Source organism: Dokdonia donghaensis DSW-1 (assembly GCF_001653755.1).
Lineage (GTDB): Bacteria > Bacteroidota > Bacteroidia > Flavobacteriales > Flavobacteriaceae > Dokdonia > Dokdonia donghaensis.
In genome coordinates, this window is sequence record NZ_CP015125.1 from 3,032,305 (window position 1) to 3,055,801 (window position 23,497).

A 23,497-nucleotide genomic window follows, 5' to 3' on the forward strand; every position below is an offset into this window, starting at 1 on the left:
CGTAGTAATGATATGAAGTGATACTACATTGTGGGCTTTTTATAAGCCTTTTTAAAGTGTTCAAAAATATGAATGGCACTAGCTGTAGCCTTTTCTATATCATTATTTGTAAACTGATAACTTTGCACGGCATTTTTAAATGATTTCCATCTCGCAGCAGCTACTTTTGTATCTGTGTTATAAAAATAATGCGCTTCTATATGAGACAACTTCTCACAAGATTGTAGTTTTTTACTCATCATCATACCCCCCATCATAGATCCCTCTATTACATATAAAGCTCCTACGAGCGTACCTAAGTCCCGAGGGCCTGTAATGGCTGTAGGTTGTGGTAACGGAAAGTTAGAAAAACCAGCTATATCCTTTGCCAGTGCATTTGTTTTGTGATAACCAGCAAAGGGCTTAAGCTCGTCTGGTAAGTTATCATAACGTGCGTTTATAAAATCTTCGACCGCCTTATAAACAGAAAAGTTTTGCCTCAAGAGCTCTTCGTATTGCGCTTGATTTATACTGCCATCCATTATAAAGCCCGTAAGGTTATCTTCTTCTACCTCATCGTGTATGGCTTTAGTTTTTTCTTTAAGATGTTCTAATATCATAGGGATTTTTTGATTTTTTCTAGGTGTTCTCTTATTTTGGCAATGCGCTCTTGATGAGTGATATTCTCTTTATTTATATCATCCATATAATTCTTGATATCACTAACGAGATCTGTACTTTGTTTTATTCTATTTCTCGTATTCTGAACTATAACTGGTCTATTCTTAATTTTATCAATATATGGTGATAGTTTTGAGGCCAGTACGTTTATATGCTTTTTGAGTATGAAGCCATCCGCTCCATTTAAAATAGTCTCTGCCGCCAGCTCCTCATCTTGTAAGGTGCCTGTAACAAATAGAAAAATAGCTGTAGGCGATTTATCTCTAGATACCTCTAGAACCTCCATACCCGTACAAGTAGGCAGGTTATAATCCGAAATTATGAGTTGAGGATTAAACGTTTTAATAGCAACCTCTAGATCAGACAGATTATCTACAACTTGAACTTTATAATTTTTATCTAGTTTATGAATCTGCCTAGTAATCAAAACAGCATCAGACTCTGTGTCTTCTACTAGCAATATATGTACTTCTGTTATCATAACTATTTATTTAACGTAAGCCAGTAGCTCGAGATTATGGGTAATCGTTCTTTGAGTTCTGTATAACTTTTAGGTTTCTCTAGATAACTATTTGCACCGTATGCATATGCTTTATCCCTATCACTAAGCTGGTCTGAAGAACTCATTATCACAACAGGCGAGTTTGTAAAAAGTGGCAGCCTACGGATTTCTTTTAGCAATGCTAGCCCATCTAATTTAGGCATTTTGATATCTAAGAATATAAGATCTGGAATATTTTTTACATCATTAAACTCTTGAAACCAAGTAAGTGCTTTAAGAGAGTCTTCTATAATATGTGTTTTTACTAAAGGCATCTCACGTTCAAAAACACGCTTCATCAATGCACAATCATTAGGGTTATCTTCTACAGAAACTATAAATCCTTTCATTATCTAACTGGGAGTTGAAAATAAAATGTTGCTCCTTGATGCTCCTTACTCTCTGCCCAAATGACTCCTTGATGCTTATCAATAACACGTTGTGCAATCGCAAGCCCTATTCCAGATCCCTCAAATTCGTCTTTTACGAGTCTATTAAAAACACCGAATATTTTTTCCTTATGAGCCTCATTAAAGCCTATGCCATTATCACGCACGTAGTAAATTGCTGGTGATTTATCTTTTAAAACACCTATACGTACAGATGGTTTTTGTACTGTATGGCTATACTTTAAGGCATTACCTATAAGGTTAATTAATAGTTGAAAAATCATACCTCTATCTCCATATGCTTTAGGTAAATCTGCTTCTACCTCTATGGTAGTATTGCTATATTTTTTTTCAAGTTGTAAAAATTGTACCACCTCGTTTACCAGTTCTTGCATATCAAAAACTCCCATAGCTGTCTGATCCTTGCCTATTCCAGAAAAAGCAAGTATGTCATCTATAAGCGTGTTCATCTTACTTGTTGAGTCTATAATAGTCTGTATGGCATTCTTACCATAATCGTCTAGGGTGTCAAAATAATCTTCTTTAATAATTTGAGCAAATCCATCTATACCCCTTAGTGGCGATCTCAGATCGTGAGAAACGCTATAACTAAAAGACTCTAACTCTTTATAGGCTTCCTTTAATTTATCATTAAGTAATTTTACTTCTTGATATCTACTTATAATGATATTAGATATACTTGTTTTTAAGGCTTGAGCAGATGCAATTTCATAATCTTTCCAAGGCAACGAGGTAAGTACTTGCTCTTGGTTCCACTTTTCAAAAGACTTACGAGGGCTTAAGCGCTTATTTTTTTCGGCAACGGCCTTTTCTGGATTTCCACCCCAAGAAATCACTTGTTTTAGTTCTGGTTTAAACCAAAGAAGGCAGTCCTTTTGTCCTTTTGCAATAAAAACACATAACACGCCAGAAGCCATTTTGGCGAAAGCCTCACCTTTCTCATATACTTTAGCAAGATTTTGAGTTGTATATGTATTACCTAGTTGCGTTGTGTATATCCAGTCTATGAGATTTTTTACATCTTCTTTACTAGGTGTATCCCCCACTGTAGACAGAATGTTTTCTAGAAACACAGCCCCACCTGTAGCTTCTGTGATGGTTAGCATAGATGTAGGTTTTTTTGTTAAACCTCCCTGCACATCCCACTCATTACTCATTTGTTCTACAAGTTTTGCTCGACTTGCTGTGGTGGCATTAATACGCGCAAGAACCTCGTTTGAAGAACGTAAGGTAAGCTGCGTAGAAAAAACTTGAGTCAAAAACTTTATAGTTTGCCGCTGGTAATAATTTGTAAACTTAGGGCTGTAATGGTGGCAAGCTATAAGCCCCCATAAAGTTCCATTACTTACAATAGCAGCAGTAAGAGTAGCTCCTACTTTCATATTCTCTAGATACTCTATATGTATAGGAGAAGAGGCTCTAGACTCACAATTCGTGAGGTCTAATGGCTGCCCTTGCTCATTAAGCTCTGGAAATACGGCAGATGTCTGAGAGGCAACATCTGCAATGATGCGCACCCCTTGCTTTAAGAAGCTTTTACGAGCCTGCTGTGGAATATCTGTAGCAGGATAATGCATCCCTAGCCAACTTTCTAATACCTCTTCACGAGACTCAGAGATGATTGTGCCATTCCAGTTTTGATCAAATTTATAAAGCATTACACGGTCATAACCGGTTAAGTTTTTTATGAGATTTGCCGTTTTATCACACATCTCACTCACTGTAATAGCTTGACTAAGATCAGTAATAATATCTGAAAGCTGTCGCTGTACTATATGAGCCTCTGCTTGTGCTACTATAGGCTCTAGCTCTATATAAATAAGATTTTCTCTATAGTGAGTAATCACTACATATCTCTTTCCTTTAACTTCGACTTCAATAGTCTGAGTATTTTTACCTTCAATATGGAATGCAATGGTACTAGCACTAGGTCCAAAAATATCTTTAATCGTGATTGTATGAATGTCTTCACGCTTTCGCGAAAGCAAATCAAATACATTTTCAGAGGCCCGCACAAGTTGCTTATTAAGTGCATCTATTACAAAGAGATAGGCGTGTGATTGTACTTGACCTAATAAATGTATAGGCTCCTTGTCACAATTAGTAAGGTCTATTTTCTTTGGATATAAAGTAGAAGGGCCTGACATATATTTACTTTTTTATTTTAAAGTAAAACGTACTACCTACATTTACTTGCGAGTCTACCCAAATGGTCCCGTCGTGCAGTTTTACAATTTTCTCACAATGAGCAAGCCCCACACCGGTACCCTCATACTTGTGCTGAGTAGCAACTCTACCAAATATTTTAAATACATTATCTAGATCATCTTGTGCGATGCCTATACCGTTATCATTAATCACAAATGTCCAATAGCCCTCATCTTCAAAAGAAGAAATGCGCACCACCGGGCTCACATCTGGTTTGCAATATTTAAGAGAGTTTCCTATGAGGTTCTGAAACAATAATCTAAGCTCTGTCTTATAAGCCCATATAGAAGGCATCCTGCTTAAGTGTATTTTGCCATTGCACTCTCTAAGACGCTTACCTAGGTCATACTTTACAATTTCTAATAACTCTTGCACATCTACCTCGGTACGCTCCAGTTCTTGACCTATGCGACTATGTTCTAGTAAGCCTTTAATTTGGTCTGCCATTCTACCAGCGGCGCCATATATGTAACCTAGATACTCTGTGGCTTTTGGATCGAGATTTTCATTAAACTTCTTTAAAATCACATCACTGCTAAAACGTATCGTACCTAGAGGCTCTTGTAAATCGTGCGAGCAAATAGAGACAAACTGCTCTAGGTCTGTATTAATGCGTTGCAGCTCCTCATTCTTATCATACATAAGTTGCTGTGCGCGCTGCAAGTCTGATATATTTATTAAAGTAGATCTAGAGTATGAAGATCCCACCTCTGGAACTACAAGCTCTGAATTGAGAATGATAGGTATATGATTTCCATCTATATCTACAAGTGTCATTTGCTCTCCTTCTATAACCCCAGTTTTTTGGATCTGATCAAGAAGACCCAATCCTTTTGCCTTAGACTGATCTGTATAAAAGTCAAATATGCGTCTACCTATTGCCTCATCTCTAGACTTTAGTTTAAGGGTGTCTAAAAATATTTTATTACACTCTACTATACGACCGGTAGACGGGTTAACACTAGCGTGCATAACGGGATCATTCTCGTAGAAGTCTTTAAACTTTTGCTGACTTTCTTTTAATTTTTTCTGTGACTCGACGGTTTTTGTAATATCTACAAATGTGATGACAGAACCTTCTATTTTTTTAGTGCCTGTATAAAATGGAGATATACGCCTTATGTATGAACGCCCATCTTTTTTATTAATCTGGGTTTCGTTTATTATGCCAGTTTCCATCACCTTTTCGATTTTGGCTTTGAGCATAGACTTAGCACCTGTACCCAGCTGGGTTAAGAAATGCTCGATAGGCCTCCCTACATCTTGTTTTATTAACTTAAAATGTTCTTGTATAGAAGGAGTAAACTTTCTTATAGTAAGCTCTCTATCTAAAAATATAGTAGCAATCTGTGTACTATTGAGTATGTTATCCATATCTGCATTGAGCAGGGCAAGATCATCCATTTTTTCTACGTGCTCAACATTAACGGTATGCAGCTCCTCGTTTACACTTTGCAACTCTTCATTAGTACTTTGTAACTCTTCATTTGAGGCAAGTAACTCCTCGTTAAGTGTTTGTAATTCTTCATTGCTACTCTCTGCATCTTCTAAGGCCTTTTTTAACTCTCCTCTAGTCTCCTCGATTTCATCAATGAGGTCTTTAATACGTGCATCTGGTGTAGTAGCAATGCTCATAACACCCGTCTGTATGGTTGTGTCTGGAGTAAACTCTTGCTCAATAAATGTGATTACATAATCACAGTCATCTGTATTATTTTTAAATATGGGCTTTACGATTACATTTACCATAATGTCTACACCAGCCTTTTGTGTAGCCACATTTTTATAAATAAAATCGCTTTTAGTGCGTTTAGCCTTTCTGGTCGCACTATTTACAGCAGTCTTAAGATTATCGGGCAACATTTTGAGCAAGTCTAGTGAAAAACCGGTTTCTGGCAACTGAGCATATTTTGCAAAGGCCCCCATTGCGTCAACTACTTTAAAATCACTGTCTATATAAACACTAGCGGTATCAAACTGTGAAATAATCGCATCAGAAATACACATCTTAATATCTCCGTCAAAGGATACCGAAGGTGTGACCGATTTTTGTTTTTGCTTTCGCGAAAGCGTACTACTACCCTTTTTAACATTTGAAGTAAGAAGTTCACTATGCAATCTTTCTGATGGGATAATGTTTTTGAAAATATTCAACTTTCCATTTACAGCTTCAAAAGAGTTACGTAAAGCTGTATGAGACTCGCTAGAACCCAAAAATAAATACCCATCACGTTTAAGCGAGTAATGCAGGGTATGTAAGACGGCGGTTTGCACCTCTGGCTTGAGATATATTAAAAGATTTCGGCATATAACCATATCCATATTTTTAAATGGAGGATCTTTTAAAATATCGTGATTTGAAAAAATAATTTTATTTCTGAGATCTGGGTTGATTTTAAACTCATCAGCCTCTTGACTAAAGTATTTATTTAATTTTGAAAGTGGTACGTTATCTACTACTCGCTTTGTAAATACACCTGCAGATGCACTTTGTATATGTTCTTCAGAAATATCTGTAGCAAAAATTTTGAGCGTTATATCCTTATTTTGCTTCTTAATTTCTTCTTCAAAAAGGATGGCTATAGAGTATGACTCTTCTCCTGTAGAACAAGCCACGTCCCAAACCTTTATAATATCACCATTATGCTTATCACTTACAATTGCAGGTATGGTTTCTGTTTCAAGTAGATCCCACGCTTTTGTATCTCTAAAAAATTTTGTCACGCCTATTAAAAACTCTTTATATAAAATAATGACCTCTTCAGAATGCATATGGAGATAGTTAATATACTCATCAAAGGTTTTAATTTTAAGACTATTCATACGTCGCTCTGTACGTCTTAATATGGTAGGTCTTTTATAGTAGTTAAAATTTATTGTAGTGCTACTATGCAATATGTTTAAAATGGTGCGCAACTGCTCATTTATTTTTTGAGAAGTTTCATCATCATAGTTTACAATGAGACCATCATTGTAATACGTATGTATCTCACCTATCATTTCTCTTGCAGGAACGATATAATCAACATCACCCGTATTTATTGCGCTAGATGGCATACCATTAAAGCTAGCATCTTCTGGTTGTTGTACAAGGACTAGTCCACCTTGTTTTTTTATAGCCTGTATACCACGTGTACCATCACTACCCGTACCACTTAATATAACACCTACAGCATCTCTACCATAGGCCACTGCTAGAGACTCCATAAATAAATCTATGGATAAATTGAGCGTTTTTGCCTCTGGCTTGTCTAGTAACTTGAGATGTCCATCTTGTATTACAAGATTCATAGTAGGAGGAATCACATAAATGCAGTTTCTCTCGATTATAGAGTCGTCTGTAACTGCTACTATAGGCACTTTAGTTTTCTTTGCAAGTAACTCTGCCATTAAGCTCTTATGATCTGGTGATAGATGCTGTATGATTACATAACTGTAGTCATAATTTTCTACCACATTACCAAAAAAAGCATTGAGAGCCTCTAGACCTCCTGCACTTGCCCCTACAGCAACAATAATGTGTTTTTTATTTTTTGAGATTTTCAAGAAATAGAAATTTAGTGAGAAATATACACCTGTTTAAGTCACTAATTCTCACACTAGAGTCTCAAAAATTATTTCGCTTTAGAAATTTACGATTTATTTTAACATTTTCATAATGAGCTCATTTAAATTGATTATGATTATAGATGCATTGCATTAATAGCATTCATAATTTAGCCAAATGAGAACATTTTAACAAAAAATTAAGAAATCAAAATTAGCTAAAATAAACCGTTTATAGACAAGGTAATATAAAAAAAATACGACTTAGGCTTGACCTGTAGGTCCAAAATTAAGTGGCACTGGCTGCTTCTCGTAGTCCTTTATAACGCCGTGTGCATTTTCAAAACGTTTTACATTATCTGCTAGTGCCTTAGCAAGTCGCTTTGCGTGTTGAGGAGTAAGAATTATACGACTCTTCACCTTACTTTTAGGAGTGCCAGGCATAATATTTACAAAATCTACCACAAACTCAGATACAGAGTGATTTATAATTGCTAGGTTAGAATAAGTACCCTGAGCCATATCTTCTGTAAGCTCTATGTTTATTTTCTTCTGGTTTTGGTTTTGTTTTTTATCGTCTGCCATTATCGGTGTCTTTGTTAATTTTTAAATTAATTTATGGGAGTGAGCAATGTCCATACATTACTTTATCTATTGTGAAGGTAAGGATTGGTGCGCTTTCGCGAAAGCGGAATAAAAACCTTACCACTTTGTATTAATACTAATATATTATTTAGTCAAAATGCTGTTTACATACTCAATGAAAATAAAAATCCCGTTTGACAAAAAAGTCAAACGGGATTTTATATCTAACTATACTGTTAGTACAATAGGTACTAGTTATAGTTTACTTCTTGCTTTTCTTGCATCATATTTGCTAGATCTTCCTTGCTACCTACAAGAATGTCATCATAACGACGCATACCTGTACCAGCTGGAATTTTATGACCTACAATTACATTTTCTTTAAGACCTTCTAAGTAATCTATCTTACCGCTTACAGCAGCTTCGTTAAGTACTTTTGTTGTCTCTTGGAAAGATGCTGCAGAAATAAATGACTTAGTCTGTAGCGATGCTCTTGTAATACCTTGAAGGATAGGAGAAGCAGTAGCTGGTTGTACATCACGTGCAGTTACTTGATTCTTATCTTCTCTTCTTAGTAAAGAATTTTCATCACGAAGTTCACGTGGAGATACTAGCTGCCCTGGTTTAAGGTTTTCAGATTCTCCTGCGTCTTCTACGACTTTCATTCCGTACATAGCATCATTCTCTTCGATAAAATCTGCTTTGTGAATAAGCTGGTTCTCTAAGAAAATAGTATCACCTGGATCTTGTATACGTACTTTACGCATCATCTGGCGTACTACAACCTCAAAGTGCTTATCGTTAATCTTCACCCCTTGTAGACGATATACTTCTTGTACTTCGTTAACAAGGTACTGCTGTACTGCAGATGGGCCTTTGATATTTAATATATCATTAGGCGTTACAGAACCATCAGAAAGTGGCATACCTGCTCTTACATAATCATTTTCTTGTACAAGAATCTGGTTAGATAATTTTACTAGGTACTTCTTAACTTCACCAAGTTTTGACTCTACGATAATCTCACGATTACCACGCTTTATTTTTCCGAAAGATACTACACCGTCTATCTCAGATACTACTGCTGGGTTAGATGGGTTACGTGCTTCAAATAATTCTGTTACACGTGGTAGACCTCCTGTAATATCTCCAGCCTTTGCAGACTTACGAGGTATTTTAACAAGAATTTTTCCTTCTTTAATCTTATCTCCATCATCTATCATAAGGTGAGCTCCTACTGGTAAGTTGTAAGAACGTAGCGCGTTTCCTTTACTATCCTCAATAATCAATGTTGGTATTTTTTTCTTATCTCTAGATTCAGAAATTACCTTTTCTTGGAAACCTGTTTGCTCATCTGTCTCTACACGGTAAGTTATACCTTGCTCGATAGACTCAAACTTGATTTTTCCAGCAAATTCTGAAATCACAACACCGTTAAATGGATCCCACTTACAGATTACTTCTCCAGCTTTCACTTTATCACCAGACTTGGCAAATATTTGTGAACCGTAAGGAATTGTATTTGTACTAAGTGTGATACCCGTCTTAGGATCTGAAACTTTTGCTTCAGAAGTACGAGAGATTACGATTTCTGCAGGGTTACCTTCATTATCTTCTCCCATTACTGTCTTAAGATCTTCTATCTCCAGTTTACCGTCAAACTTAGCTGTTACGCTAGAGTCTTCAGATACACCTCCTGCTACCCCTCCTACGTGGAAGGTACGAAGTGTAAGCTGTGTTCCTGGTTCTCCAATAGACTGTGCTGCAACTACTCCTACTGCCTCACCCATTTGTACCGTTTTATTAGTAGCTAGGTTACGACCGTAACATTTTACACAAATACCTTTCTTTGCCTCACAAGTAAGCGCAGAACGTACTTCTACAGTTTCTATTGGTGCAGCTCCTATAATCTCTGCGATATCTTCATCTATCTCAACACCAGCCTCAACGATTACCTCGTTAGTAAGTGGGTTTATAACATCATTAAGAGATGTACGACCTACGATACGAGCACTTAGAGACTCTATCACCTCTTCGTTTTTCTTTAACGCAGCTACTTCTACTCCTCTTAACGTACCACAATCTGTACTGTTTATAATAACATCTTGAGATACATCTACTAGACGACGTGTTAAGTAACCTGCATCTGCCGTTTTAAGAGCGGTATCTGCAAGACCTTTACGTGCACCGTGCGTAGAGATAAAGTACTCAAGAATTGAAAGACCTTCCTTAAAATTAGAAAGAATAGGGTTTTCAATAATAGCACCACCTCCATCGTTAGATTTTTTAGGTTTTGCCATAAGACCACGCATACCTGTAAGCTGACGTATCTGCTCTTTAGATCCACGTGCTCCTGAGTCAAGCATCATATATACCGAGTTAAACCCTTGTTGATCCTCACGGATACGCTTCATAGAAAGCTCTGTAAGAGTCGCGTTTGTAGATGTCCACACATCAATAACTTGGTTATAACGCTCTGTATTAGTAATAAGACCCATATTATAAGATCCTGTAATACCTTCTACCTGCTCGTTTGCCTCGTCTATCATACCGTGCTTCTCATCTGGGATAATGATATCTCCAAGCGAGAATGATAATCCTCCACGGAATGCAAATCCATATCCCATAGTCTTAATACGGTCAAGGAAAGCTGCTGTAACTGGCACACTTGTTACCTTAAGAATACGTCCTATAATATCACGTAGTGACTTTTTAGTAAGTACTTCGTTTATATAACCAGCTTCTTCTGGTACAGCTTCGTTAAATAGTACACGACCTACAGTCGTTTCCATTACTTTATAAACAAGCTCTTTGTTTTCATTAAAATCCTTAGCACGTATTTTAATGATCGCATTAATGTCTACACGTTTCTCATTGTAGGCAATGTTTACCTCTTCTGCAGAGTAGAAAGTGATTCCTTCTCCTTTTACGTGAAACTCTGGAGTCGATTTTCTGGCCTTTGTCATATAGTAAAGACCTAATACCATATCCTGAGAAGGTACTGCTACTGGAGCACCATTTGCAGGGTTTAAGATATTATGAGAAGCAAGCATTAATAACTGTGCCTCAAGTATCGCCTCTGGCCCAAGTGGTAAGTGTACTGCCATCTGGTCACCGTCAAAATCGGCGTTAAATGCTGTACACACAAGTGGGTGTAATTGTATCGCTTTACCTTCAATAAGTTTAGGCTGGAATGCCTGTATACCTAGACGGTGAAGCGTAGGAGCACGGTTAAGGAGGATAGGGTGTCCTTTAAGAACATTCTCTAATATATCCCAAACTACTGGCTCTTTTTTGTCTATTATTTTCTTTGCAGATTTTACAGTCTTTACGATACCACGCTCTATAAGCTTACGTATTACAAAAGGCTTGTAAAGCTCTGCTGCCATTCCCTTAGGAATACCACATTCAAATAACTTTAATTCTGGTCCTACAACAATTACAGAACGTGCTGAGTAATCTACACGCTTTCCAAGTAAGTTCTGACGGAAACGCCCTTGCTTACCTTTTAAAGAATCAGAAAGAGACTTTAATGGCCTGTTAGAATCTGTTTTTACTGCAGAAGATTTACGAGTGTTATCAAAAAGTGAATCTACAGACTCCTGTAGCATACGCTTCTCATTACGTAAGATTACCTCTGGCGCTTTGATTTCCATCAATCGCTTAAGACGGTTGTTACGTATAATTACACGGCGGTAAAGATCATTAAGATCTGATGTTGCAAAACGACCTCCATCTAGTGGTACTAGTGGGCGTAATTCTGGTGGTATTACTGGTACAACCTTCATAATCATCCATTCTGGAAGATTCTCACGGTTTTTATTTGCATCACGTAATGCTTCTACAACTTGAAGACGTTTAAGGGCCTCCGTTTTACGTTGCTTAGACGTCTCGTTATTTGCCTTGTGACGTAACTCATAAGAAAGCTCGTTAAGATCTATTCTTCTTAAAAGTTCGATCAAACATTCAGCACCCATTTTGGCGATAAATTTGTTTGGATCTTCATCATCAAGGTATAAGTTTTCTTGCGGTAAACTGTCAAGTATGTTTAAGTACTCTTCTTCCGTAAGGAAATCCATTTTATTAAGGTCTTCACCCTCTTCATTCTTTGCAATACCTGGTTGTATAACCACGTAACGCTCGTAATAAATGATCATATCTAATTTCTTAGATGGAAGACCAAGTAAGTACCCTATTTTATTAGGTAAAGATCTAAAGTACCAGATGTGAGCCACAGGAACCACAAGGTTAATGTGTCCTACACGATCACGACGTACTTTCTTCTCTGTCACCTCTACACCACAACGGTCACAAACGATCCCTTTGTAGCGTATTCTTTTATATTTACCACAAGCACACTCATAATCCTTTACGGGACCAAAAATACGCTCACAGAACAACCCGTCACGCTCTGGCTTGTGCGTTCTATAGTTGATTGTTTCCGGCTTTAAGACTTCTCCTTTTGATGCCCCAAGAATAGATTCTGGAGACGCAAGACCAATAGAGATAGCGTTAAACTTCGGCTGTTGTACATTGTCATTATTTCTTGCCATAATTCTGTGTATGTCGAATTAATTATTGTTGTGAATGGTTGTTGTTACGCTTTCGCGAAAGCGGAATCCCGAGAGACTCCACTTTCCAAAAACCATTTACTTTTCTTCTAGACGAATGTCTAGTCCCAGTCCTTTAAGCTCGTGCATTAATACGTTGAAAGATTCAGGAAGACCTGGCTCTGGCATAGGCTCTCCTTTTACAATACTCTCATACGTCTTAGCACGACCAATCACGTCATCAGACTTTACAGTAAGGATCTCACGCAATGTAGCCGAAGCTCCATATGCCTCAAGAGCCCATACCTCCATCTCACCAAAACGTTGCCCTCCAAACTGCGCCTTACCTCCAAGAGGTTGTTGCGTAATAAGAGAGTACGGCCCGATAGAACGAGCGTGCATCTTGTCGTCTACCATATGCCCTAGTTTAAGCATATAGATAACTCCTACCGTTGCTGGTTGATCAAAACGATCTCCAGTACCTCCGTCATATAAATATGTATGACCAAAGCGTGGTATACCTGCCTCGTCTGTAAGTGCGTTAATCTGATCTAGTGTTGCTCCATCAAAAATAGGCGTCGCATATGTTCTTCCTAATTTTTGACCTGCCCATCCTAACACGGTCTCATAAATCTGACCAATGTTCATACGTGATGGTACACCTAGTGGGTTAAGAACGATGTCTACAGGAGTTCCATCCTCAAGGAATGGCATATCCTCTTGACGTACGATACGTGCAACGATACCTTTGTTACCGTGACGTCCCGCCATCTTATCTCCTACTTTAAGCTTACGTTTTTTAGCAATATAAACCTTAGCAAGTTTGATGATACCAGCTGGTAGCTCATCTCCTACTGAGATTGTAAATTTCTCACGACGTAAGTTACCTTGTAGATCGTTTTCTTTAATCTTATAGTTGTGTAATAAGTCTGCAATAAGTGTATTAGTCTTATCATCTGTAGTCCAAGTACCTTGTGTAAGGTGGGTGTAATCTTCTACAGAGTTAAGCATCTTGAGTGTAAATTTCTTTCCTTTAGGAAGTACTTCTTCACCTAGATCATTCATTACACCTTGAGCAGTCTTACCATTTACAAGTTTGAATAATTTTTCAATTAATACAGCCTGTAAATCGTCAAACTTCACATCATACTTATCTTCAAGTACTGCGATGTCTTCTTTATCTTTTGCACGTTTACGTTTATCTTTTATCGCTCTAGCAAACAATTTCTTGTTTATAACTACACCGTGTAAAGATGGTGATGCTTTAAGGGAAGCATCTTTTACGTCTCCTGCTTTATCTCCAAATATTGCGCGAAGTAATTTTTCTTCTGGAGTAGGGTCAGACTCTCCTTTTGGAGTAATCTTACCTATTAATATATCTCCAGGTTTTACTTCTGCACCTATACGGATCATTCCGTTCTCATCAAGGTCTTTTGTAGCCTCTTCAGAAACGTTAGGAATATCATTAGTAAGCTCTTCGTTACCTAACTTCGTATCACGTACATCAAGAGAGTACTCATCAATGTGTATAGAAGTAAAGATATCGTCACGTACTACTTTTTCTGATATTACAATCGCATCCTCAAAGTTATATCCCTTCCAAGGCATAAAGGCCACCTTCATATTACGTCCTAGCGCAAGCTCACCTTTCTCGGTAGCATACCCTTGACATAATACTTGACCACGCTCAACTCTATCTCCTACTTTTACAATAGGTTTAAGGTTGATATTTGTACCCTGGTTAGTCTTACGGAATTTAATAAGATTGTAAGATTTAGAATCCTCGTCAAAACTTACGAGACGCTCATCATCTGTACGATCATATTTTATAGTAATCATATTTGCATCTACATACTCTACTGTACCTGCACCTTCTGCATTAATTAGTACTCTAGAATCTGTAGCTACTTGACGTTCCAGACCTGTTCCCACGATAGGCGCATCTGCCATAATAAGTGGTACTGCCTGGCGCATCATATTCGACCCCATCAGTGCACGGTTTGCATCATCGTGTTCCAAGAATGGAATAAGTGATGCGGAGATAGATGCAATCTGGTTAGGACTAACATCTGCATAGTGTACAGTATCTGGATCTACTACTGGGAAATCACCTTCCATACGGGCAATTACTTTTTCTTCAGTAATTGTACCATCATCATTCATAGGGTTGTTTGCTTGCGCTATTAACATCCCTTCTTCTTCCTCAGCACTTAAGTATTGTGGTTCTGATTTTAAATCTATCTTACCACCTTCAACCTTACGATATGGAGTCTCAATGAATCCCATATTATTCACCTTAGCATATACTGCAAGTGAAGATATAAGACCAATGTTTGGTCCCTCTGGTGTTTCAATAGGACATAATCTACCGTAGTGTGTGTAGTGTACATCACGTACCTCAAATCCTGCACGCTCACGTGATAGACCTCCTGGTCCAAGTGCAGATAGACGACGCTTGTGCGTGATCTCAGCAAGTGGATTAGTCTGGTCCATAAACTGTGATAACTGGTTTGTACCAAAGAACGAATTAATTACAGAAGACAATGTCTTTGCATTAATCAAATCTATAGGAGTAAACACTTCGTTATCACGTACGTTCATACGCTCACGTATTGTACGAGCCATACGAGCAAGACCTACACCAAACTGTGCAGAAAGTTGCTCACCTACAGTACGTACACGACGGTTTGATAAGTGATCAATATCATCAATCTCTGCTTTTGCATTGATTAACTCAATTAGGTATTTTATAATGGTAATAATATCTAGCTTAGTAAGCACCTGCTTATCCATCTCGATATCAAGACCTAATTTCTTATTCATTCTATAACGACCTACTTCACCTAAGTTGTAACGTTGGTCTGAGAAGAATAACTTATCTATAATACCACGTGCAGTTTCCTCATCTGGTGGTTCTGCATTACGTAATTGTCTATAGATATGCTCAACAGCTTCTTTTTCAGAATTTGTTGGATCCTTCTGTAATGTATTATGGATAATCGCATAATCTGCCTGCTGATTATCTTCTTTATGAAGTAGTACAGTTTTTGCTCCAGCCTCAAGAATTTCTTCTACGTGCTCTTTTTCAAGAACTGTATCACGATCAAGTACTATCTCATTACGCTCAATAGATACTACTTCACCTGTATCTTCATCAACAAAATCCTCGTGCCAAGTGTTAAGAACACGTGCAGCAAGCTTGCGACCAAGATATTTTTTAAGCCCTGTTTTAGAAACTTTAACCTCCTCTGCAAGATCAAATATCTCAAGGATATCTTTATCTCTTTCAAAACCGATAGCACGGAAAAGTGTAGTAACAGGTAATTTCTTTTTACGATCTATATAAGCGTACATCACGCTGTTAATATCTGTCGCAAATTCTATCCACGAACCTTTAAAAGGAATTACACGTGCAGAATATAATTTTGTTCCATTTGCGTGGAACGACTGTCCAAAGAATACCCCTGGAGAACGGTGTAATTGAGAAACAACAACACGCTCTGCGCCGTTAATCACAAATGTTCCGCTAGGAGTCATATATGGGATTGTACCAAGATATACATCTTGTACGATTGTTTCAAAATCTTCGTGTTCCTCGTCTGTACAGTATAATTTTAGACGTGCTTTTAACGGCACACTATAAGTAAGTCCACGCTCTATACACTCTTGTATAGAATATCTAGGTGGATCAACAAAATAATCTAAAAACTCGAGTACAAAGTTGTTACGAGTATCTGTAATTGGGAAGTTCTCGAGAAAAGTATTGTAAAGACCCTCATCACCTCTCTCATCAGACTTTGTTTCCAGCTGGAAGAAATCTTGGAAAGACTTTACTTGAATATCCAAAAAGTCTGGATAATCAGGTCTATTCTTTACCGATGAGAAACTGATTCTTTCTCCTTGTTTTGCATCTTGCATCATCAACGAACGGAATTTGATTAGAACTAAACTTGCCCCTTAGCAAGTCTAAAAAGATTTTATATTAACGACCGAAATCAAGAAAAAGTCGAGTTACATAAAAAAGGTAACTACTTTATACGACAAATGGTTTAGACCAAATTGCGCCTTTGACAGACACAACTAGTCTAAACCTTTATCTATTTATTATGGTAAGCTTACTTAAGCTCAACTTCTGCACCAGCTTCTTCTAACTGAGCTTTAAGTGCTTCTGCCTCATCTTTAGCAACACCTTCTTTAACTGGAGATGGAGCACCATCTACTAATCCTTTAGCGTCTTTAAGACCTAATCCAGTTAATTCTTTTACAAGCTTAACTACAGCAAGCTTAGAAGCTCCAGCAGCCTTAAGGATTACGTCAAATTCTGACTTCTCCTCAGCAGCGTCTCCACCACCAGCTCCACCAGCAGCAACAGCTACAGCTGCAGCAGCAGGCTCGATACCATACTCATCTTTTAAAATAGTAGCTAACTCGTTTACTTCTTTTACTGTAAGGTTAACTAATTGTTCTGCGAATTCTTTTAAATCTGCCATTTTCTATCGTTTTTGAAAATTGTAATTGTTATATAATAAATAATAGTGCGTACTGCTTAACCTTCCTTCTCAGAAAGGGTTTTGATAATACCAGCAAGGGTTCCTCCACTTGACTTAAGAGCGCTAACAACGTTCTTAGCAGGCGATTGAAGTAATCCAATGATGTCTCCAATAAGTTCCTCTCTTGATTTGATATTTACCAGGTTATCTAGTTGATCATCTCCAACGTAGATAGCTTCTTCTATAAATGCTCCTTTTAATAAAGGCTTCTCAGATTTCTTACGAAATTCCTTAATTACCTTTGCTGGTGCATTTCCAGTCTCAGAAAACATAATTGCAGTGTTTCCTTTTAAAACTTCAGGAAGTTCTGCAAAATCTTTGTCTGATGCTTCCATTGCTTTTGCAAGCAATGTGTTCTTAACTACAGATAAACTTACTCCTGCCTTGAAACAAGCACGACGTAAATTTGAAGTCGTCCCAGCATCTAGTCCAGAAATATCAGTAAGGTAAATGTGAGCGTTCTCTCCTAACTGCGTAGTTAAATCTTGAATTACTATTGATTTTTCTTCTCTTGTCATAATCTAAAATTTAAACTAGTCAGTAGCAAAACGCTTAGTATCAACCTCTACAGAAGGGCTCATTGTACTTGACATAAAAATACTTTTTATGTAAACACCCTTTGCAGTTGTAGGCTTAAGCTTTACTAATGTTGTTATTAATTCTCTTGCATTACCAGCAATTTTTTCTGCATCAAAAGATGCCTTACCTACAGAGGCGTGGATGATACCAGTCTTATCAACTTTAAAGTCAATTTTACCAGCCTTTACATCAGAAACTGCTTTTGCAATATCCATAGTTACTGTACCTGTCTTTGGGTTAGGCATTAAACCACGTGGTCCTAAGACACGTCCTAAAGGTCCTAATTTACCCATTACACTAGGCATTGTGATTATAACGTCTACATCTGTCCAACCACCTTTGATTTTCTCAAGGTACTCATCAAGACCTACGTAGTCTGCTCCTGCTGCCTCAGCTTCTCCCGCTTTATCTGGAGTAACAAGAGCTAGCACTTTTACGTCTTTACCTGTTCCGTGAGGAAGAGTTACCACGCCACGCACCATCTGGTTTGCTTTACGAGGATCTACATTAAGACGTACAGCAATATCTACAGAAGGGTCAAAGTTTACGTTACTTACTTCTTTGATTAAAGCAGAAGCTTCAGCTAGATTGTAGGTTTGACCCGCTTCAATCTTAGACTGATTTTCTTTTTGCTTTTTTGTTAATTTTGCCATTATTGTTTTCTTTTTAAGCTGTTAAGCTGGTGCATCTCCACCTTTAACCGTTATACCCATTGAACGAGCTGTACCTGCTACCATTTTCATTGCACTTTCCACAGTGAATGCATTAAGGTCAGGCATTTTGTCCTCTGCAATTGCACGTACTTGATCCCAAGTAACTTTTGCAACCTTCTTACGGTTTGGTTCACCAGATCCACTCTTTACTTTAGCTGCTTCCAATAGTTGAACTGCTGCAGGAGGAGTCTTGATTACAAAATCAAAAGACTTATCCTTATATACAGTTATCGCAACAGGAAGTACTTTACCAGCTTTATCTTGAGTTCTAGCATTAAACTGCTTACAGAACTCCATAATATTTACGCCGGCAGCACCTAAAGCAGGTCCTACTGGTGGAGAAGGGTTTGCGGCACCTCCTCGTACTTGTAACTTTACAACCTTACTTACTTCTTTTGCCATTTCTAAAAATTTAAACTGATCTGTTCATAAAGTGGAAGCAATAGAACAAAATCCAAAATATATTAATGTAACAATTAATTTCTTATACCTTTTCAACCTGCATATAGCTAAGCTCTAATGGTGTTTTTCTTCCAAAAATCTTCACCATCACCTCAAGCTTACGCTTTTCTTCATTTACTTTTTCAACAGTTCCATTAAAACCATTAAAAGGACCATCTATAACCTTGATAGTCTCACCTATAGTAAATGGTATTGTCACGCTGTCTTGTTTTACAGCAAGCTCATCTACCTTACCTAGCATACGGTTCACCTCCGCCTTTCTTAACGGCACAGGATCACCACCTTTCACTTCTCCTAAAAATCCTATAACACCATTAATAGACTTAATGATGTGAGGTATTTCTCCAGCTAAATTTGCTTTAACCATTATGTAACCTGGAAAATAAACACGTTCTTTGTTTACTTTCTTACCATTACGTATTTGAATAACCTTTTCTGTAGGAACTAAAACTTCCTCAATGTTATCCTCTAGACTTAATCGTGAAATTTCTTGCTCGATATATGCCTTAACTTTATTCTCTTGACCACTAACGGCCCTTACCACATACCACTGTTTGGTGCTGTTTGCTTTAGCCATATCGTCTTAATTAATTTGTTCCTACTATTTTATCAAAGTATAACTTAATTACATTGCTAAAAACAGTATCAACACCCCATATAGCTAAAGAAAATAGTATCGAAAACACAGCTACTACAACCATAAGACGCTGAGCCTCTGGAAGTGGTGTCCACGTTACGTGATTTTTCAATTCGTTATATGATTCTTGAACGTAATTAATTAATCCAGCCATAATAGTTATATCGTTTTAGAAGTAGATAAGATATCTAATAATCTTCTAGTAAATTCCAAAATTCTAATGAGCAAGACACATTGTGTAAATACTCATAAATTGCACGGGTTGAGAGACTCGAACTCACGACACCTGGTTTTGGAGACCAGTGCTCTACCAACTGAGCTAAACCCGTATCCGTAGGACTAACCTACTTGAGATAATTTTTACGCTTTCGCGAAAGCGTAATAACCTTCTCTTTAACAAAAGTCAAGGCGTTCTGAAAAAACAGAACACCTTTACTTTTATTTATTATCTAGATAAAATTAATCTAAAATCTCAGTAACCTGACCAGCTCCTACTGTTCTACCACCTTCACGTACTGCAAAACGAAGTCCGATGTTAAGTGCGATAGGCTGGATAAGCTCAACAGTAATAGTTAAGTTATCACCAGGCATTACCATCTCGATTCCATCAGGAAGACCGATGTTACCAGTTACATCAGTTGTACGTACGTAAAACTGTGGACGGTAGTTATTGTGGAATGGAGTGTGACGTCCACCTTCTTCTTTCTTCAGGATATAAACCTCAGCTTTAAACTTAGCGTGTGGTGTTACAGATCCTGGCTTAACGATTACCATACCTCTAGAGATTTGAGACTTCTCAATACCTCTTAATAAGATACCAGCGTTATCTCCAGCCTCACCTCTATCAAGGATCTGACGGAACATCTCAATACCTGTAATAGTAGAAGTAAGTTTCTCAGCACCCATACCGATGATCTCAACAGGATCTCCAGTGTTTGCGATACCAGTTTCGATACGACCTGTAGCAACAGTTCCACGACCAGTAATAGAGAATACATCCTCAATAGGCATTAGGAAATCTTTTTCAGTCTCACGTAATGGCTCTTCGATCCAAGAATCAACAGCAGCCATAAGCTCTAATACTGTATCAACCCATTTTTGCTCACCGTTTAACGCTCCAAGTGCAGAACCAGCTACAACAGGACCATTATCTCCATCATACTCGTAGAAAGAAAGAAGATCTCTAATCTCCATCTCTACAAGCTCAAGAAGCTCCTCATCATCAACCATATCTACTTTATTCATAAATACAACGATACGTGGAATACCTACCTGACGACCAAGAAGGATGTGCTCACGAGTTTGTGGCATAGGACCATCTGTAGCAGCAACTACAAGAATAGCACCATCCATTTGAGCAGCACCAGTTACCATATTCTTTACGTAATCGGCGTGACCTGGACAGTCAACGTGTGCGTAGTGACGGTTTTCAGTCGCGTACTCAACGTGTGAAGAGTTAATTGTTATACCTCTTTCTTTTTCCTCAGGAGCATTATCAATTTGATCAAAAGCAGAAGCTTCTGAATAACCAGCATCTGCCAATACTTTCGTAATCGCAGCAGTTAAAGTTGTTTTACCGTGATCTACGTGCCCGATAGTTCCAACATTTAAATGGGGTTTCGAACGATCATATGTTTCCTTTGCCATAATGTAATTATTTAATCTTAGTTATTATTAGTGTACTATTTACTAGTGATCGAGTCCCTTCTCATTTAAACACGAAAAGTGAGTGCGACCAGCACTCATTATTAATATTTTATTTTGAGCCAACGACGGGAATTGAACCCGTGGCCTCTTCCTTACCAAGGAAACGCTCTACCCCTGAGCTACGTCGGCTGGTAAATTTACGCTTTCGCGAAAGCTCAACACCTCAAAGGCATTTAGAGCGGGAGACCAGGTTCGAACTGGCGACATTCAGCTTGGAAGGCTGACGCTCTACCAACTGAGCTACTCCCGCATTTATAAACCCACTCTATATTATAATACAGAGTGAGATTAAAGGTGTGGGGAGAGCAGGATTCGAACCTGCGAAGTTAAAAACAACTGAGTTACAGTCAGTCCTCGTTGGCCGCTTGAGTATCTCCCCTATTTGTTATCAAATTTCAGTGCGCAAAACTAAGCAAATCTTTTTGATAATAAAACAATATTTTAAAGAACTTTTTAACTTTATTTTTAAGTTAAAAAAAGAGCCGATGGAGGGACTCGAACCCACGACCTGCTGATTACAAATCAGCTGCTCTAGCCAGCTGAGCTACATCGGCTTTTTACTCACTCATACTTTCCAAAAGAAGCATAAAAAAGTCCGCTATTTCTAACGGACTGCAAATGTAGGTAATTTTTATCCCTACCCAAACTTTTTTTGAAAAAAAATTACATCACACGTGATCTTATTTTTTCTTTACGTTTTAAAAGTATTCTTTCCATAGACTGAACACACACATCTGTAGCCTCTTCGAAAGATTTTGCCATCTTTTTAACTATAAATTCATCGCCAGGCACACTTACTAATAATTCTACAATTTTATTATTTGGCCTTTCGTTAGGCTCTAGTTTTAGATAAACATCGGTATGAATAATCTTATCATAAAAATGTTCCAATTTTCCGACTTTCTTCTTTATAAAATTTGTGAGTTTGACATCTGCATCAAACTTTGGAGCTTCTACAGTTACTTTCATAAGAATATGGTTTAATTGGTTACACACAAAACACTCTCGTAGTGTTTCACATATTAAACGTTGTTCTTCTATTTTTTAGTGCGAGGATGGGCTTTTGAGTATACATCTTTAAGAGCCTTTATACTATTATGTGTATAAACCTGTGTAGAGGCTAGACTCGCGTGACCCAAAAGCTCTTTTACAACGTTTAAATCTGCTCCTTGATTGAGAAGGTGAGTCGCAAAAGAATGTCTTAATATATGCGGGCTCGTCTTAAACTTATCTGAAGCCTCACTAAAGTAACGATTTATAACTCTGTAAACAAGGGTGCTATACACTTTTAACCCTTTTAAAGTAACAAGTAAAGGTTCATTATTACCAGACTGAGCCACCTGCACTCGCTCAACCATATATCTCTTTAGGGTTGTTATTACTCCCGGTAGCAATGGTATAAAACGTTCTTTATCTCTTTTACCTTTTACTTTAAGTATTTTTTGAGAAAAGTCTACACTGCCTATAGTTAGATCAATAAGCTCTGCCCTCCTCATCCCAGTACCATATAACAATTCTACTATAAGAAGATCGCGTAGTGAAATAAAGTCTTGAGATTCTCTTAATTCCTTAAGTACAACAACTACTTCTTTTTCGGAAAATGGAATTTGTACTCGTTTTGAAACCTTAAGAGATTTATGTTTTACGAGCGGCGATACTAAAATATCCCCCGTTTTAAGTAAAAACTTATAATATGACTTAAGAGAAGACACCTTTCTATTTACACTTTGACTAGACATTCCCGCATCAACCAGCGATATAATCCAGGCTCTTATCTGAGCATAAGCTACCTTAACTGGATCCCTTTCTCCATAATTGTTTTCTAAGAAGACAAAAAAACTTGTAACATCCTTCTCATAAGCAAGCACCGTATGCTTACTATAATTTTTCTCAAGATTGAGATATTCTAAGAATGGTTTAAGTGACATTATAAAAACAATATAAACACACGATCAAATTACAAGCAATAAAAAACCGTTGTACTGTAAAGATACACTTTACAACACAACGGTTATATATGATTGAGAGAGGATGAGTCTCCCTGTTAATCCAGATCACGCTATACGTGACGACGGATTAATAAATATTAGATATTCTCTGCATCTCTCATTCCTTGAATGTATGATGCTTTTTGAATCTCACGTCTTCTTACTACAGAAGGCTTTGTAAACTGCTTGCGCTCTCTAAGATTACGCATAGTCTTTGTGCGATCAAATTTACGCTTAAAACGTTTAAGCGCTCTATCTATATTTTCTCCGTCTTTTACTGGTATAATTAACATAGTGGGACCTCCTTTCTTTAAATTCTTATTCGGTTTTCAGACTGCAAAGATACGCTTAAAAAGCAATC

At 37.5% G+C, this 23,497-nt stretch carries 18 protein-coding genes and 5 tRNA genes; all 23 read right to left on the bottom strand.

Annotated elements, in window-relative coordinates:
* Window positions 1–23 precede the first annotated feature (23 nt).
* Window positions 24–599: a biliverdin-producing heme oxygenase gene (locus I597_RS13260; RefSeq protein ID WP_035325190.1), complete on the bottom strand. Its 576-nt coding sequence runs from the start codon at window positions 597–599 to the stop codon at window positions 24–26.
* Window positions 596–1,141, bottom strand: coding sequence for a response regulator (locus tag I597_RS13265; RefSeq protein ID WP_035325191.1), 546 nt, complete (start codon window positions 1,139–1,141; stop codon window positions 596–598). The genes I597_RS13260 and I597_RS13265 overlap by 4 nt, the downstream gene beginning before the upstream one ends.
* Before the next feature lie 2 nt (window positions 1,142–1,143).
* The gene (locus tag I597_RS13270; protein ID WP_035325192.1) at window positions 1,144–1,551 is read right to left on the bottom strand and encodes a response regulator; all 408 of its coding nucleotides are present in this window, start codon (window positions 1,549–1,551) and stop codon (window positions 1,144–1,146) included.
* The gene (locus I597_RS13275) at window positions 1,551–3,758 is read right to left on the bottom strand and encodes an ATP-binding protein (protein WP_035325193.1); all 2,208 of its coding nucleotides are present in this window, start codon (window positions 3,756–3,758) and stop codon (window positions 1,551–1,553) included. Before I597_RS13275 ends, I597_RS13270 begins: the two co-directional genes overlap by 1 nt.
* Window positions 3,759–3,762: 4 nt before the next feature.
* A complete protein-coding gene (locus tag I597_RS13280; RefSeq protein ID WP_035325194.1) occupies window positions 3,763–7,365 on the bottom strand; it encodes a CheR family methyltransferase in 3,603 nt (1,200 codons plus the stop codon).
* Window positions 7,366–7,629: 264 nt separating this feature from the next.
* The gene (locus I597_RS13285; protein ID WP_021778476.1) at window positions 7,630–7,950 is read right to left on the bottom strand and encodes a DUF3467 domain-containing protein; all 321 of its coding nucleotides are present in this window, start codon (window positions 7,948–7,950) and stop codon (window positions 7,630–7,632) included.
* A gap of 251 nt (window positions 7,951–8,201) precedes the next feature.
* Window positions 8,202–12,503 carry a DNA-directed RNA polymerase subunit beta' gene (rpoC, locus tag I597_RS13290; protein WP_035325195.1) on the bottom strand — a complete coding sequence of 1,434 codons (4,302 nt, stop codon included), beginning with the start codon at window positions 12,501–12,503 and terminating at the stop codon, window positions 8,202–8,204.
* A gap of 96 nt (window positions 12,504–12,599) precedes the next feature.
* On the bottom strand, window positions 12,600–16,421 hold the full coding sequence (gene rpoB / locus I597_RS13295) for a DNA-directed RNA polymerase subunit beta (RefSeq protein WP_201771774.1): 3,822 nt from the start codon (window positions 16,419–16,421) through the stop codon (window positions 12,600–12,602).
* A gap of 194 nt (window positions 16,422–16,615) precedes the next feature.
* On the bottom strand, window positions 16,616–16,990 hold the full coding sequence (gene rplL, locus I597_RS13300; RefSeq protein WP_021778473.1) for a 50S ribosomal protein L7/L12: 375 nt from the start codon (window positions 16,988–16,990) through the stop codon (window positions 16,616–16,618).
* 56 nt (window positions 16,991–17,046) lie between these two features.
* Complete coding sequence (gene rplJ / locus I597_RS13305) at window positions 17,047–17,568, bottom strand: 50S ribosomal protein L10 (protein ID WP_021778472.1); 522 nt, start codon at window positions 17,566–17,568, stop codon at window positions 17,047–17,049.
* A gap of 15 nt (window positions 17,569–17,583) precedes the next feature.
* Window positions 17,584–18,282 (bottom strand): 50S ribosomal protein L1, encoded by a 699-nt coding sequence (gene rplA, locus I597_RS13310; RefSeq protein ID WP_021778471.1) that lies wholly within the window; start codon window positions 18,280–18,282, stop codon window positions 17,584–17,586.
* Between the two features lie 21 nt (window positions 18,283–18,303).
* Window positions 18,304–18,744 carry a 50S ribosomal protein L11 gene (gene rplK, locus I597_RS13315; protein WP_021778470.1) on the bottom strand — a complete coding sequence of 147 codons (441 nt, stop codon included), beginning with the start codon at window positions 18,742–18,744 and terminating at the stop codon, window positions 18,304–18,306.
* A gap of 82 nt (window positions 18,745–18,826) precedes the next feature.
* A complete protein-coding gene (gene nusG, locus I597_RS13320) occupies window positions 18,827–19,381 on the bottom strand; it encodes a transcription termination/antitermination protein NusG (protein WP_035325196.1) in 555 nt (184 codons plus the stop codon).
* Window positions 19,382–19,391: 10 nt separating this feature from the next.
* Entirely contained in the window at window positions 19,392–19,595 is a 204-nt protein-coding gene (gene secE, locus I597_RS13325) for a preprotein translocase subunit SecE (protein WP_021778468.1), read from the bottom strand.
* Window positions 19,596–19,697: 102 nt separating this feature from the next.
* Window positions 19,698–19,770 (bottom strand) — tRNA-Trp (locus I597_RS13330).
* 130 nt (window positions 19,771–19,900) lie between these two features.
* Complete coding sequence (gene tuf / locus I597_RS13335) at window positions 19,901–21,088, bottom strand: elongation factor Tu (protein WP_035325197.1); 1,188 nt, start codon at window positions 21,086–21,088, stop codon at window positions 19,901–19,903.
* Window positions 21,089–21,205: 117 nt separating this feature from the next.
* Window positions 21,206–21,277 (bottom strand) — tRNA-Thr (locus tag I597_RS13340).
* A 48-nt stretch (window positions 21,278–21,325) separates the two neighbouring features.
* Window positions 21,326–21,398 (bottom strand) — tRNA-Gly (locus tag I597_RS13345).
* A 47-nt stretch (window positions 21,399–21,445) separates the two neighbouring features.
* Window positions 21,446–21,527 (bottom strand) — tRNA-Tyr (locus tag I597_RS13350).
* Window positions 21,528–21,628: 101 nt separating this feature from the next.
* A tRNA-Thr gene (locus I597_RS13355) sits at window positions 21,629–21,702 on the bottom strand.
* 109 nt (window positions 21,703–21,811) lie between these two features.
* Entirely contained in the window at window positions 21,812–22,117 is a 306-nt protein-coding gene (locus I597_RS13360) for an HPF/RaiA family ribosome-associated protein (RefSeq protein ID WP_021778466.1), read from the bottom strand.
* Between the two features lie 68 nt (window positions 22,118–22,185).
* On the bottom strand, window positions 22,186–23,076 hold the full coding sequence (locus I597_RS13365) for a tyrosine-type recombinase/integrase (RefSeq protein WP_035325198.1): 891 nt from the start codon (window positions 23,074–23,076) through the stop codon (window positions 22,186–22,188).
* 158 nt (window positions 23,077–23,234) lie between these two features.
* Window positions 23,235–23,429 (bottom strand): 30S ribosomal protein S21, encoded by a 195-nt coding sequence (gene rpsU, locus I597_RS13370; RefSeq protein ID WP_013749868.1) that lies wholly within the window; start codon window positions 23,427–23,429, stop codon window positions 23,235–23,237.
* Between the last annotated feature and the right edge of the window lie 68 nt (window positions 23,430–23,497).